This window comes from Hydrogenophaga sp. NH-16 (assembly GCF_004006415.1).
GTDB classification, from domain to species: Bacteria; Pseudomonadota; Gammaproteobacteria; order Burkholderiales; family Burkholderiaceae_C; genus Hydrogenophaga; species Hydrogenophaga pseudoflava.
This window is the reverse complement of the sequence record NZ_CP029344.1, coordinates 2,221,154-2,234,052: the sequence shown is the minus strand read 5'-3', so window position 1 is coordinate 2,234,052 and position 12,899 is coordinate 2,221,154. Positions and strand designations below refer to the sequence as shown.

The 12,899-nt window shown below is 65.1% G+C and carries 12 protein-coding genes; 4 read left to right on the top strand and 8 right to left on the bottom strand.

What is annotated here, in order from left to right:
* Window positions 1-17: 17 nt before the first annotated feature.
* The 4 genes from DD542_RS10815 to sucC all read right to left on the bottom strand — a co-directional run bounded on the left by DD542_RS10815 (window position 18) and on the right by sucC (window position 3,724).
* Window positions 18-638 carry an FHA domain-containing protein gene (locus DD542_RS10815; protein ID WP_066159395.1) on the bottom strand — a complete coding sequence of 207 codons (621 nt, stop codon included), beginning with the start codon at window positions 636-638 and terminating at the stop codon, window positions 18-20.
* Between the two features lie 39 nt (window positions 639-677).
* Window positions 678-1,466, bottom strand: coding sequence for a Stp1/IreP family PP2C-type Ser/Thr phosphatase (locus DD542_RS10810; RefSeq protein ID WP_066159398.1), 789 nt, complete (start codon window positions 1,464-1,466; stop codon window positions 678-680).
* Window positions 1,467-1,654: 188 nt separating this feature from the next.
* The gene (gene sucD / locus DD542_RS10805; RefSeq protein WP_066159401.1) at window positions 1,655-2,548 is read right to left on the bottom strand and encodes a succinate--CoA ligase subunit alpha; all 894 of its coding nucleotides are present in this window, start codon (window positions 2,546-2,548) and stop codon (window positions 1,655-1,657) included.
* Between the two features lie 15 nt (window positions 2,549-2,563).
* The gene (gene sucC, locus DD542_RS10800; protein WP_066159404.1) at window positions 2,564-3,724 is read right to left on the bottom strand and encodes an ADP-forming succinate--CoA ligase subunit beta; all 1,161 of its coding nucleotides are present in this window, start codon (window positions 3,722-3,724) and stop codon (window positions 2,564-2,566) included.
* Between the two features lie 183 nt (window positions 3,725-3,907).
* Between sucC and argC the strand changes: the two genes are divergently transcribed.
* Window positions 3,908-4,831 carry an N-acetyl-gamma-glutamyl-phosphate reductase gene (gene argC / locus DD542_RS10795; protein ID WP_079364815.1) on the top strand — a complete coding sequence of 308 codons (924 nt, stop codon included), beginning with the start codon at window positions 3,908-3,910 and terminating at the stop codon, window positions 4,829-4,831.
* Window positions 4,832-4,842: 11 nt separating this feature from the next.
* On the opposite strand, the gene recX is transcribed toward argC, so the two are convergent.
* Both recX and recA read right to left on the bottom strand, forming a co-directional pair.
* On the bottom strand, window positions 4,843-5,292 hold the full coding sequence (recX, locus tag DD542_RS10790) for a recombination regulator RecX (RefSeq protein WP_079364814.1): 450 nt from the start codon (window positions 5,290-5,292) through the stop codon (window positions 4,843-4,845).
* An 8-nt stretch (window positions 5,293-5,300) separates the two neighbouring features.
* Window positions 5,301-6,395: a recombinase RecA gene (gene recA / locus DD542_RS10785; RefSeq protein WP_066159414.1), complete on the bottom strand. Its 1,095-nt coding sequence runs from the start codon at window positions 6,393-6,395 to the stop codon at window positions 5,301-5,303.
* 137 nt (window positions 6,396-6,532) lie between these two features.
* Between recA and DD542_RS10780 the strand changes: the two genes are divergently transcribed.
* Genes DD542_RS10780 through DD542_RS10770 form a run of 3 tightly spaced genes read left to right on the top strand, consistent with a single transcriptional unit; the run spans window position 6,533 to window position 9,229 of the window.
* Window positions 6,533-7,021, top strand: a complete 489-nt coding sequence (locus DD542_RS10780) for a helix-turn-helix domain-containing protein (RefSeq protein WP_066159416.1) — start codon at window positions 6,533-6,535, stop codon at window positions 7,019-7,021.
* A 43-nt stretch (window positions 7,022-7,064) separates the two neighbouring features.
* Window positions 7,065-7,733 (top strand): response regulator transcription factor, encoded by a 669-nt coding sequence (locus DD542_RS10775; RefSeq protein WP_066159418.1) that lies wholly within the window; start codon window positions 7,065-7,067, stop codon window positions 7,731-7,733.
* Between the two features lie 26 nt (window positions 7,734-7,759).
* Window positions 7,760-9,229 (top strand): sensor histidine kinase, encoded by a 1,470-nt coding sequence (locus DD542_RS10770; RefSeq protein WP_127805667.1) that lies wholly within the window; start codon window positions 7,760-7,762, stop codon window positions 9,227-9,229.
* Here DD542_RS10770 and DD542_RS10765 read toward each other — a convergent pair whose 3' ends face one another.
* Together DD542_RS10765 and DD542_RS10760 are read right to left on the bottom strand one after the other, a co-directional pair.
* A complete protein-coding gene (locus DD542_RS10765; RefSeq protein ID WP_127805666.1) occupies window positions 9,230-9,880 on the bottom strand; it encodes a glutathione S-transferase family protein in 651 nt (216 codons plus the stop codon).
* A 33-nt stretch (window positions 9,881-9,913) separates the two neighbouring features.
* Window positions 9,914-12,853 (bottom strand): DNA topoisomerase III, encoded by a 2,940-nt coding sequence (locus tag DD542_RS10760; RefSeq protein WP_127805665.1) that lies wholly within the window; start codon window positions 12,851-12,853, stop codon window positions 9,914-9,916.
* Window positions 12,854-12,899 lie beyond the last annotated feature (46 nt).

The following is a 12,899-nucleotide window of genomic DNA, read 5'->3' as shown; positions in this document are numbered from 1 at the left end:
CTCCCGCAGACAGAACGTCAGGCTTGGACGAACTGCATCTGGGTGCCGGCCAGTTCGATCATGTCGCCGTTCTGGAGGTTCACGGCCTCGGTGGTCAGCGCCTTGCCGTTCACCGTGGGCTTGACCGCCCCCTCCACCAGCGCCACAACGAAGCCATGCGGACGGCGAGTGATGGCCGCCACGGCAACACCGGGCTTGCCGATCGTGGTCACCACCTTGACCAGCGGCACCTCGCGGCCAGCCGCCGCCCCCGACATGACCCGGATGGAGGCTTCACCCACCGTCGAAGGCTCGGATGCCACCACCGCACCCGAATTGATCACTGTCGTTTTTTCCTGCTGATCGGAAGCCCCTTCGTGGAAGAACTTGATCTTGTACTTGCCGATCTCGACGGTATCGCCGTTCTGCAACTGCTGCTTCTTGATCGCCTTGCCGTTGACGTACGTTCCGTTGGTGCTGTTGAGATCTTCCAGGAACACATCTGCACCCGACATCTGCATGACGGCATGCTCGCCGCTGACCGCCAGGTTGTCGATCACGATGTCGTTGTAGGGCCGACGGCCCAGCGTCGTGCGATCCTTGGTGAGCTGCACTTCCTTGATGACGACGCCGTCGATGGAAACGATCATTTTCGGCATGGCCGACTCCTCTGGAACCTAATAACTAATGCCAATTGTTTACGGCTGCCCCAGCATACGCGACAACAGGCCCCTCTTGACCGGTTTGGCGCGGGCCTGGGCCAGTATCACCGAAATATTATCGCGACCCCCGTTGCCATTGGCGCAGTCGACCAGGCTGCGACCCGAGGCCTCGAGCCCAGCCTCCTCCAGCAGGATCTCTGCGATGCGCTCGTCGGGCACCATGTCGCTCAGACCGTCGGAACAGAACAGGTAGATGTCGCCGTCCTCGACCCGGAACTCGTTGACTTCAAGCAGCACGGTGTCTTCAACACCCAGCGCCCTCGTCACCAGATTCTTGTGGGTGGCAAATTGCGCCTGCTCCACCGAGATCAGCCCGGCATCGATCTGCTCCTGCAGCAGCGAATGGTCTCTGGTGATCTGCTGAAGGGTCCCGCCCCGCAGGCGGTAGCAACGCGAATCGCCCACGTGCCCAATCATGACCCGGGCGCCCTGGAACACCCCCATGACCAGCGTGGTGCCCATCCCCGCATACAGCGGATTGGAATTGGCCGCATTGAAGATCGACCGGTTGGCGTTGTCGACGCAGATCTCCATGGCCCGCTTGAGCTCGCGCGCATGCGCCTCGTGACCGCCCTCGGTCATCCAGCGGCCCAGTTCGTTGTGAATGAAGCCCGTGGCCATGGCACTGGCCACTTCGCCAGCGTTGTACCCACCCATGCCATCAGCCAGAACGACCACCTGATTGGCAGGATCGAGCGCGACCGAGTCTTCGTTGTTTTCACGAATCAGGCCGGGATCTGTCTGGCTGTAATACTCGAAGATCATGTAGACCGGTTTTATAGCTTGAATCAGATTCCGCGGCCGTTGCTCGCTGAGACATTTGTCACGCTTTGAAGACAGTCACCTGTCTTTTCTCGGCTTCAAACCCGGATGCCAGACTTTGAACCATCGACCGCCAACGGAACAAAAAAAGGCCACGAATGCGTGGCCTTTTCTCTCGTTGTTGACGCTGATTACAGCTGTGCCTTGAGCAGCTTGCCCAGCTCGGACGGGTTGCGCGTGATCACGAAACCACACTCTTCCATGATGGCCAGCTTGGCGTCGGCTGTGTCGGCACCGCCAGAGATCAGCGCGCCGGCGTGGCCCATGCGCTTGCCGGGAGGGGCCGTCACGCCAGCGATGAAGCCCACCACGGGCTTCTTCATGTTGGCCTTGCACCACTGGGCCGCTTCGGCTTCGTCCGGGCCGCCGATTTCGCCAATCATGATCACCGCGTCGGTGTCTGGATCGTCGTTGAAAGCCTTCATCACGTCGATGTGCTTCAGGCCGTTGATGGGGTCGCCACCAATGCCCACGGCGCTCGACTGGCCGAGGCCGACTTCGGTCAGCATGGCCACGGCTTCGTACGTGAGCGTGCCCGAACGTGACACCACGCCGATGCGGCCCTTGCGGTGGATGTGGCCGGGCATGATGCCGATCTTGATCTCGTCTGGGGTGATCAGGCCAGGGCAATTGGGGCCCAGCAGCAGGGTCTTCTTGCCGCCGGCAGCTTCCTTCGCCTTCATCTTGTTGCGCACCATCAGCATGTCCTTGACGGGAATGCCCTCGGTGATGCAGATGGCCAGATCCAGGTCGGCTTCCACGGCTTCCCAGATCGCATCTGCAGCGCCTGCTGGAGGCACGTAGATCACCGACACGGTCGCGCCGGTCTGCTGGGCTGCTTCCTTCACGGAGGCGTAGATAGGGATGTTGAAGATCGACTCGCCAGCCTTCTTGGGGTTCACGCCAGCGACAAAGCAGTTCTTGCCGTTCGCGTATTCCTGGCACTTCTCGGTGTGGAACTGGCCAGTCTTGCCCGTGATGCCCTGGGTGATGACCTTGGTGTCTTTGTTGATGTAGATCGACATGTGTGTTCTCCGGGCTTACTTGACGGCAGCAACGATCTTGGTCGCTGCTTCGGCCATGGTGTCTGCAGCGATGATGGGCAGGCCGGACTCGGCCAGCATCTTCTTGCCCAGCTCTTCGTTCGTGCCCTTCATGCGCACGACCAGCGGCACGCTCAGGTTCACGGCCTTGCAGGCGGTGATCACGCCGGTGGCGATGGTGTCGCACTTCATGATGCCGCCGAAGATGTTGACCAGGATGCCCTTGACTTTGGGGTTCTTGAGCATGATCTTGAAGGCTTCGGTGACCTTCTCGGGGGTGGCGCCGCCGCCCACGTCCAGGAAGTTGGCCGGCTCGCCGCCGAACAGCTTGATGGTGTCCATGGTGGCCATGGCCAGGCCAGCACCGTTGACCAGGCAACCGATGTTGCCGTCCAGGCTGATGTAGGCCAGGTCAAACTTGGAAGCCTCGATTTCGGCCGGATCTTCCTCGTCCAGATCGCGGAAGGCCACGATTTCGGGATGGCGGAACAGGGCGTTGGCGTCGAAGTTGAACTTCGCGTCCAGGGCCATCAGGTTGCCCTTGGAGTCGCAGTTCAGCGGGTTGATTTCCACCAGCGATGCGTCGGTGTCCATGTAGCACTTGTAGATCTTGGCAAACAGATCGACCGCCTGGTCCACGGAGCCGCCTGTCAGGCCGATGGCGGTCGCCACCTTGCGCGACTGCGCTTCGGTGATGCCGGTCAGCGGATCGATCATCTCGGTGATGATCTTCTCGGGCGTGGAGTGGGCCACTTCCTCGATGTCCATGCCGCCTTCGCTCGACGCGATCAGGGCCACCTTCTGCGTGGCGCGGTCGGTGACCAGCGACACGTACAGTTCGTTCTTGATGTCGGCGCCGTCTTCGATGTAGAGGCGGCGGACCTTCTGGCCTTCTGGACCGGTCTGGTGCGTGACCAGTTGCATGCCCAGAATATCCGTGGCGCGGGCCTTGACGTCGTCAATGCTCTTGGCCACCTTCACACCACCGCCCTTGCCACGGCCACCGGCGTGGATCTGGGCCTTGACCACCCAGACCGGGCCACCGAGTTTCTGCGCGGCTTCGACGGCTTCCTGCACCGTGAACGCGGGAATGCCGCGGGGGACCGGCACACCAAACTGACGCAAGATTTCCTTGCCTTGGTACTCGTGAATCTTCATGAGGTTTCTCTCGGACTGGGGTTGTTCGATCCGGCCAAAGGGCACAGCCGGTGCGCGGACTCGTGGACACGGCAACCGACGACTGTATCATGTTGCGACGCACCAATATATAAGCGCTGGCTTACATAATGCATAATTATCGAGCCCGTCGCTGAACCCTGACTGACACCAACAGGAGCCGCCATGACCAGAATCTTCATCGACGGCGAGGCCGGGACCACCGGCCTGCAGATACGCGAGCGTCTGCAACAGATGCCCGTCATCGAAATGTTGAGCATTGCGCCCGAACGGCGCAAGGACCCCGAGGCCAAGAAGGCCCTCATGGCAGAAGCCGACCTGGTGATCCTGTGCCTGCACGACGATGCGGCCATCGAGTCGGTCGCCATGGTCGACAGCCTGCCGGGCCGCAAACCCCGCATCATCGATGCCTCCACCGCACACCGCTGTCACGATGGCTGGATCTACGGCTTCCCCGAACTGAGCGCGGGTCAACGCGAGGCCGTGCAGAAGGCGGACCGCGTCGCCAACCCCGGGTGCTACGCCACAGGAGCCATCGCGATCCTGCGCCCCCTCATCGATGCAGGCCTGTTGCCCAGAGACTTTCCGGTGTCGCTGCCCTCGGTCAGCGGTTACTCGGGCGGTGGCCGCACCATGATCGAGGCCTACGAGGCCGGCAACGCCCCGCTGCACGAGGCCTACGCGCTGGGCCTGTCGCACAAGCACATTCCCGAGATCCTGCGCTACACCGGCCTGAACCGGCGCCCCATCTTCATTCCTGCGGTCGGCAACTTCCGCCAGGGCATGCTGGTGCAGCTGCCCCTGCATCTGGACGACCTGCCCGGTCAGCCCAAGGCCAGCGATCTGCACGACGCGCTGGAGGCGCACTATGCGGCCAGCGCGGCGCAAGGCGGCTGGGTCAGCGTATTGCCCGCGACCAGCGACGGCAAGCTGGACGCCACCGCACTGAACGACACCAACCAACTCGAATTGCGCGTGTTCGCCAACGAGACGCACCGCCACGCCGTCGTCATCGCGCGCCTGGACAACCTCGGCAAAGGCGCCAGTGGCGCGGCCGTGCAGAACCTGCAGCTCATGCTGGGGCTGTAACGCCCGCCGTATCAATCGTCGTCCGCACCGCGGACCACACGACGGATCGCCTCGGCGCCAAAGCCGCGCGATGCGAGGAATCGCATCTGCTTGGCACGACCCGCCGCGTCCGCCGCGGGCTCGCCAAATTTCTTGCGCCAGACCTCGCGGGCCCGCTCGGTCTCGGTGCCCCGAAGCCGGTCCACCGCCTCGGCAACCGCCTCGGCACTGACGCCCTTGGCCTGCAGTTCCTGCTTCACGCGACCTGCGCCCAGCCGGGCGGACCGCCGGTGGATCACCGACTCGACCACCCGCTGTTCGCTGATGAAGCCCTTGGCCTGCAGCTCGTCCAGGGCGCGCTGCACTTCACCAGGCTCCTGCTCGTGGGGTGCCAGCTTCTTCTCCAGCTCGGCGCGCGAGTGTTCGCGGCCGGCCAGCAGCCGCAGCGCTCGGCCCTTGAGCGAGATCTTGTCGAACCCCACCGCAGGACTTATTCAGCGGCCTCGGCTTCGGTGGCCTTGGCCTTCTTGCCCTTGGCAACGGCCGGGGCAGCTTCTTCGGCTCCCGCATCAACCGGCAGCAGGGGCACCCCCAGCTCGGTGCGCACCTTGTTCTCGATCTCCACGCGCAGCTCGGGGTTCTCCTTGAGGAACTCGCGCGCGTTGTCACGACCCTGGCCGATCTTCTCGCCGTTGTAGGCATACCAGGCACCGGACTTCTCGACCACCCGGTGCAGCACGCCCAGATCAAGGATTTCGCCTTCGCGGCTGATGCCTTCGCCGAACAGGATGTCGAATTCGGCCGTCTTGAACGGTGGCGAGACCTTGTTCTTCACCACCTTCACCTTGGTTTCGTTGCCGATCGCGTCCTCGCCTTTCTTGATGGTGCCGGTGCGGCGGATGTCCAGGCGGACGGAGGCGTAGAACTTGAGCGCGTTGCCACCGGTGGTGGTTTCGGGCGAACCGAACATCACGCCGATCTTCATGCGGATCTGGTTGATGAAGATGACCGTGCAGTTGGTCTTCTTGATGGTGGCAGTGAGCTTGCGCAGGGCCTGGCTCATGAGGCGGGCCTGCAGGCCGGGCAGGCTGTCGCCCATCTCGCCCTCGATTTCGGCCTTGGGCGTGAGCGCCGCCACCGAGTCGATGATGACCAGATCGACCGCACCAGAGCGCACCAGTGAATCCACGATCTCCAGCGCCTGTTCGCCGGTGTCGGGCTGACTGATCAGCAGGTCGGGCACATGCACGCCCAGCTTCTGCGCGTACTGGATGTCCAGCGCGTGTTCGGCATCGACGAAGGCGCAGGTGCCGCCGAGCTTCTGCATCTCGGCAATCACCTGCAAGGTCAGCGTGGTCTTACCCGAGGATTCCGGGCCGTAGATTTCGATGACACGGCCACGGGGCAGGCCGCCGACACCCAAAGCAATGTCCAGACCCAGCGAACCGGTGGAGACCACCTGGATGTCCTCGATGGCCTCGCCTTCGCCCAGGCGCATGATGGTGCCCTTGCCGAACTGCTTTTCGATCTGGGCCAGCGCGGCCTGCAGGGCCTTGGCTTTTTCGGTGTTGGTGGCGTTGTCCATGTGCGGTGCTCCTGTGTGTGAGTGGGTACTTGCATCAGTCTGTGGATTTATGTACAGGCTGGATGTCTGAACAGGAGTGTATCGCCACATAAACTTCTCACAAGCCAATAAATGGTCAGTTTGCCTTACCATTTGCCATGCCTGTCTCACCCGCTTCCACGACCGCCGACGACCGCTGGCGGGCCACCCACCTGGGCCGTGTCATGGGTCATGCGCTGCGCCGCTTTGACGAGCGCGTGCTGTTCCTGATGGCGCACGACGCCAATGTGCCCCTGGCCCTGTCCAACCTGGCCGCACGCGAGCAGATCGGCGCCGCCCACATCCACATCACGCGCCACCTCGCCCTCAAGGGTTCGCGCCTGACCGAACTGGCCGCCGCCGCAGGCATGAGCAAGCAGGCCATGGGCGATCTGGTGGCGCAGTGCGAGGCCTGGGACCTGGTGCGGCGCGAGCCCGATCCGCTGGACGCGCGTGCGCGGCGCATCGTCTTCACCGAGACCGGCCTGCTCTGGCTGGAGGCCTTCCGGCTGGCAGTGGCGCGGGCGGAAACCGAGTTCCGCGCGCAGGTCGGCACCGAGGTGGCGACCGTGGTCGCGCTGGGGCTGGAGGCGTATGCTTCGCGCTAGGCGCGCCACCTACAATGACCCCAGAACCCGTAAGGAGACACCCATGCGCATCCTGATTGCAGAAGACGACCAGGTCCTGGCCGACGGTCTGTTGCGCAGTCTGCGGGCCGCAGGTGCCGCGGTCGACCATGTGGCCAATGGCAGCGAGGCCGACGCGGCCCTGATGACCAACAACGAGTTCGACTTGCTGATCCTCGATCTCGGCCTGCCCAAACTGCACGGCCTGGAGGTGCTCAAGCGCCTGCGTTCACGCGGCTCGGCCCTGCCCGTGCTGATCCTGACCGCCGCCGACAGCGTCGATGAGCGGGTCAAGGGCCTGGACTACGGCGCCGACGACTACATGGCCAAGCCGTTCTCGCTGCAGGAGCTCGAAGCCCGGGTGCGCGCGCTCACGCGCCGTGGCATGGGCGGCGCCAGCTCCACCATCAAGCACGGCCCGCTGGTGTACGACCAGGCCGGCCGCGTGGCCACCATCGACGGCAAGATGGTCGAACTCTCGGCACGCGAGCTGGGCCTGCTGGAGGTGTTGCTGCAGCGCGCCGGCCGCCTGGTCAGCAAGGACCAACTGGTCGAGCGGCTGTGCGAGTGGGGCGAGGAGGTAAGCAACAACGCCATCGAGGTCTACATCCACCGTCTGCGCAAGAAGATCGAGAAAGGCCCGATCCGCATCGCGACCGTACGGGGGCTGGGCTACTGCCTCGAAAAGATCTGAGCGCCTGAGCGCCCTCCTGCCCCGACATGCCCGATCACAAGCAGGACAGCCACCGGATCACCTTCGGACTGTTCCAGCGCGAGCAGCGCAGCCTGTTCGGTGAGATCCTCGACTGGATGCTCACGCCGCTGCTGCTGCTGTGGCCGCTGTCGCTGGCACTGACCTGGTTCGTGGCCCAGAGCATTGCGTCCAAACCATTTGACCGGGCGCTCGAGTTCAACCTTCAGGCACTCACACAGTTTGTCGTCACTAAGGACGACAAGGTCAGCTTCAACCTGACCCCGCAGGCGCGCGACCTGCTCAAGGCGGATGACAGCGACCTGGTGTACTACCAGCTCCGGGATGCCCGGCAGGGCGTGATCAGCGGCGAGGCCGATTTCCCGCCACCACCCGACACCAGCGTGCCGGCCGCCGGGCGGGTGCTGTTGCGCGACGACGAGGTGCGCGGCGACGAGGTCCGCGTGGCCTACACCTGGCTAGCGCGGCACAGCGACCCCAGCCAGCTGGTGCTGATGCAGGTGGCCGAAACCAAGGGCAAGCGCTCGACGCTGGCCACGGAAATCATCAAGGGCGTGATGGTGCCGCAGTTCGTGATCCTGCCGCTGGCGGTGCTGCTGGTGTGGCTGGCGCTGGTGCGCGGCATCCGCCCGCTCTCCGACCTGGAGCAGAAGATCCGCGCCCGCAAGCCCGACGACCTCAGCCCGATCGAAGAGTCCTTCATCCCGCAGGAGGTGGCCCCGCTGGTGTCATCGATCAACGACCTGCTGACACGCCTGACCGCCTCGCTCACCACCCAGAAGCGTTTCCTGGCCGACGCCGCGCACCAGCTCAAGACGCCGCTGGCCGGCCTGCGCATGCAGGCCGAACTGGCGCAGCGGGAATCCAACCCGCAGGAGATCCGCAGCTCGCTGCAGCAGATTGCGCACTCCAGCACACGCGCCACCCACACCGTCAACCAGTTGCTGGCCCTGGCCCGCGCGGAAACCACCGGTCGCACGCTTCCCACCGCGCAGATCGACCTCGCGCAGCTGGTCACCGGCGTGGTGCGCGACTCGGTGCCCCGGGCGCTTGAACACGGCATCGACCTGGGCTACGAGGGCCCGGACGAGATGCCCGAGATCTGCCTGATGGATGGCAACCCCACGCTGCTGCAGGAGATGACGCGCAACCTGGTCGACAACGCCATCAACTACAGCGGCCGCAGTGGCGTGGTGACCGTGCGCGTGCTGTTCGACCGCTTCAGCGGCGTGCAGATCCTGCAGGTGGAAGACAACGGACCGGGCATTCCGGAGAACGAGCGCGAGCTGGTGCTGCAGCCCTTCTACCGGGCGCTGGGCACCAACGTCGATGGCTCAGGCCTGGGGCTGGCCATCGTGCACGAGATCGCCCAGCAGCATGGCGCCGTGGTGATGATGGAGGACGCCCACCCGGACGCTCCGCGGCGCGGACTGCGGGTCTCGATCCGCTTCGCCGCGCGCCGTTCACCCGACGAGTGATCAAGTGGCGGGCTGGTAGACGTTGAGTTGCAGGCGCTCGCGCTCGATGACGCGGGCCACCGCCGGCAGCGCGGCGAACCGCTGGACCAGGGTCCAGGTCGCGGGCAGCGTGGTCGGGTCGATGCCGGCGTAGCCACCCCAGCGCAGCAGGGTCAGCGCGTAGGCGTCCAGCGCACATGGCGCCTCGCCGCACAGCCAGGGCGAGGCCTTGGCGGCCATGGCCTCGATCTCGCCGAGCAACCCCTTGTAGCTGTTCGCCGCAAAGGCACGGATGATCTTCTGCGCCCCCTCGTCGTCGGTGAACTTCTGCGGCATGAACACGTGGGTGAAGGTCGGGTGCACCGTGTTGTTCATCCAGGCCAGTGTGGACAGCGCGCGGGTGCGCGCCACGCCCGAGGCGGGCAGGATGCCGGCCTGCGGGAACTTCGCGTCCAGGTGCAGCAGGATGGCCACGATCTGCGTGATCACCTCGCCGTCGTCCACCAGCACCGGCACCTGGCCGCGCGGGTTCATCGCGAGGTACTCGGGGCTGCGCTGCTCGCCCTTGTGCAGCTTGACCATCATCGGCTCGAACGGCACGCCGGCCAGTTCGAGCATGGCGTGTGGCACGAACGAGCAGGCGCCTGGGGCGAAGAAGAGTTGGAGGCTCATGGACCGTGTCTCCTGGTGTTGTGGTGAATGGAATCAGTCGACCAGGTGCTGGCCGACGATGCCGGCGATCTCGAACATCGTGACCTGGTCCTTGCCGAACACCGGGCGCAGCTTGGCGTCGGCGTTGACCTTGCGCTTGTCGGCCGCGTCCTGCAGGCCATGGGCCTTGATGTAGTCCCACAGCTTCTTGACCACCTCGGGGCGCGAGACCGCGCCTTCGCCGATCACCGCGGCCAGCGCAGCGCTGGGCTGCTTGCCGGTGGCGGCGGTGGTCTTGCGCGGGGCCTTGGGCGCGGCGGCCTTTTTCGCAGCCGGCGCCTTCTTGGCTGCGCCAGCCTTCTTGGCAGGTGCGGCCTTGGCCGCAGCTCCGGCGGTCTTGCGCGGTGGGAACTTGCTCTCGCGCGGCTCGAACTCGAAGTTCACTTTGCCGGCATCCTTGTCCCAGGCCAGGAAGGCCTTGAAGCTGCGGCGCGTGCGCATGGAGACGAACTTGTCCAGCAGGTCGGTCTTGCCCGTTGCCAGCAGCTTGCTCATCTGCTCGCGCGCCACCGGCTGCTGCAGGATGATCTTGCCGCTCTTGAACGTGCAGCTGGGCGTGGGCTGGGCGGCCGTGGGCACCGCCTTGCTGCAGACGTAGTTGGCCCCGTGCTCGAACACCTGGGCGCCGCAGACCGGGCAGGCGCCCAGGCCCTCCTGGTCCGCAAAATCCACCAGCTCGCCGGTTTCTTCGGCGTTCTTGTCGTCGCCGAAGTCGAACTCCAGCTTCCAGTTTTTGTCCTCGTCGCTGTACTTGAGGGTCATCTCGGCCACGAAGGGCCAGCCGGCCTTGGAGCGGAAGCCTTCCAGCGGGCCGATGTGCCTGTCGCGCACAAAGGCCTCGGCTTCGGTCACTTCGAAGGTGCGGCCGGCGGGCGACTTGGTGAACGAGAAGCCGCAGCCCTCGCTGTTGCCGTCGGCGCCGGTGCAGGCGTAGCGGCGGTAGTTTTCCTTCACCACGCCGCCGCAGTTGGGGCAGGGCGCTTCGAGCGTGGCGTAGTTGCCAGGCACGGTGTCGCGGTCGTATTCCTTGGCCTTCTTCACCATGCGCTCGGTCATGGCGGCGATCTCGGCCATGAAGGCCGCGCGCGAGAGCTTGCCGTGCTCCATCTGGGCCAGCTTGTATTCCCACTCGCCGGTCAGTTCGGGGCGCGAGAGTTCCTCGACCTCCAGGCCGCGCAGCAGGGTCATGAGCTGGAAGGCCTTGGCGGTGGGGATGATCTCGCGCCCTTCGCGCAGCATGTACTTCTCGTTCAGCAGGCCTTCGATGATGGCTGCGCGCGTGGCCGGGGTGCCCAGGCCCTTCTCCTGCATGGCCTCGCGCAGCTCGTCGTCCTCGATGAACTTGCCCGCGCCTTCCATGGCGCCCAGCAGCGTCGCTTCCGAATAGCGCGCCGGCGGCTTGGTCTTCAGGCCCTTGGCCTCCACGGTCTCGGTGCGCACGGTCTCGCCCTCGCGCACCGGCACCAGGTTCTGGCCCTTGTCGCCGGCCTGGGCGCCTTCCACGTCCTCAGCGGCTTCCTTACCGTAGACCGCCATCCAGCCCGGCTTGACCAGCACCTTGCCCTCGGTCTTGAAGTGGTGGTTCAGCACCTTGGAAATGCGCGTCGTCACCATGAACTCGGCGCTGGGGAAGAACACCGCCAGGAAGCGGCGCACCACCAGGTCGTAGAGCTTCTGCTCGGCCTCGCTCAGGCCGCTGGGCGCCTGCAGCGTCGGGATGATGGCGAAGTGGTCCGAGACCTTGCTGTTGTCGAAGATGCGCTTGCTGGGCTTGATGTAGTTGCCGTTGAGCGCCGTCAGGGCGTGCGGCGCCAGGTGCTTCATGCCGCTGTCGGCCAGCATCTCGAAGGTCTGCTTCACGGTGCCCAGATAGTCCTCGGGCAGGTGGCGCGAATCGGTCCGCGGGTAGGTCAGGGCCTTGTGGCGCTCGTACAGGCTCTGCGCCAGCTGCAGCGTGGTCTTGGCCGAGAAGCCGAAACGGCCGTTGGCCTCACGCTGCAGGCTGGTCAGGTCGTACAGCAGGCCGCTGGCCTGCGTGGTGGGCTTGCTCTCTTCGGTGACGCTGGCGGCCTTGCCGCGCACCGCCTCGACGATGGCCAGCGCCTCGCGGTGGTCCCACAGGCGGTCCGCGCGCAGGTCGGCGTCGGCGTCGTCGCCGGTGGGCTTCTTGAAAGCGGGATCGAACCACTTGCCGGGGTACTCGCCGGCCTCGGCCAGGAAGCTGGCGTGGATTTCCCAGTAGTCGCGGCTGCGGTGGGCGCGGATCTGCTCTTCGCGCTCGACCACGATGGACAGCGTGGGCGTCTGCACCCGGCCGACGGTGGTCAGGAAGAAGCCGCCGTCGCGCGAGTTGAAAGCGGTCATGGCGCGGGTGCCGTTGATGCCCACCAGCCAGTCGGCTTCTGAGCGGCTGCGCGCGGCGTCGGCCAGGCCGCGCATCTGCTCGTCGCTGCGCAGCTTTTCAAACCCGTCGCGGATGGCCTGCGGCGTCATGGACTGCAGCCACAGCCGCTGGACCGGCTTGCCCAGGCCCTGGTACTGGCCGCTTTTCTGCCCGCCGGCATACTGCTCGATCAGGCGGAAGATCAGCTCCCCCTCGCGGCCCGCGTCGCAGGCGTTGATCAGGCGGCCCACGTCCTTGCGCTTGGCCAGCCTGACCACGGCCGACAGGCGCGACTTGGTCTTGTCGATGGGCTTGAGCTCGAAGAACGGCGGCAGCACCGGCAGGTGGGCGAAGCTCCACTTGCCGCGCTTGACGTCGAACTGCTCGGGCGCGGCGATCTCCACCAGGTGGCCGACGGCGGAGGTCACGACGTACTGCTCGTTCTCGAAATGGTCGTCGTGCTTGTCGAACTTGCCCGCCACCGGGGTGAGCGCGCGCACGATGTCCTGGGCCACGGACGGCTTCTCTGCAATGACCAGTGTTTTGTTCATCTCTACAATTTGGGCTTCACGCGCGTGTACACGCGCACGGGGGCGC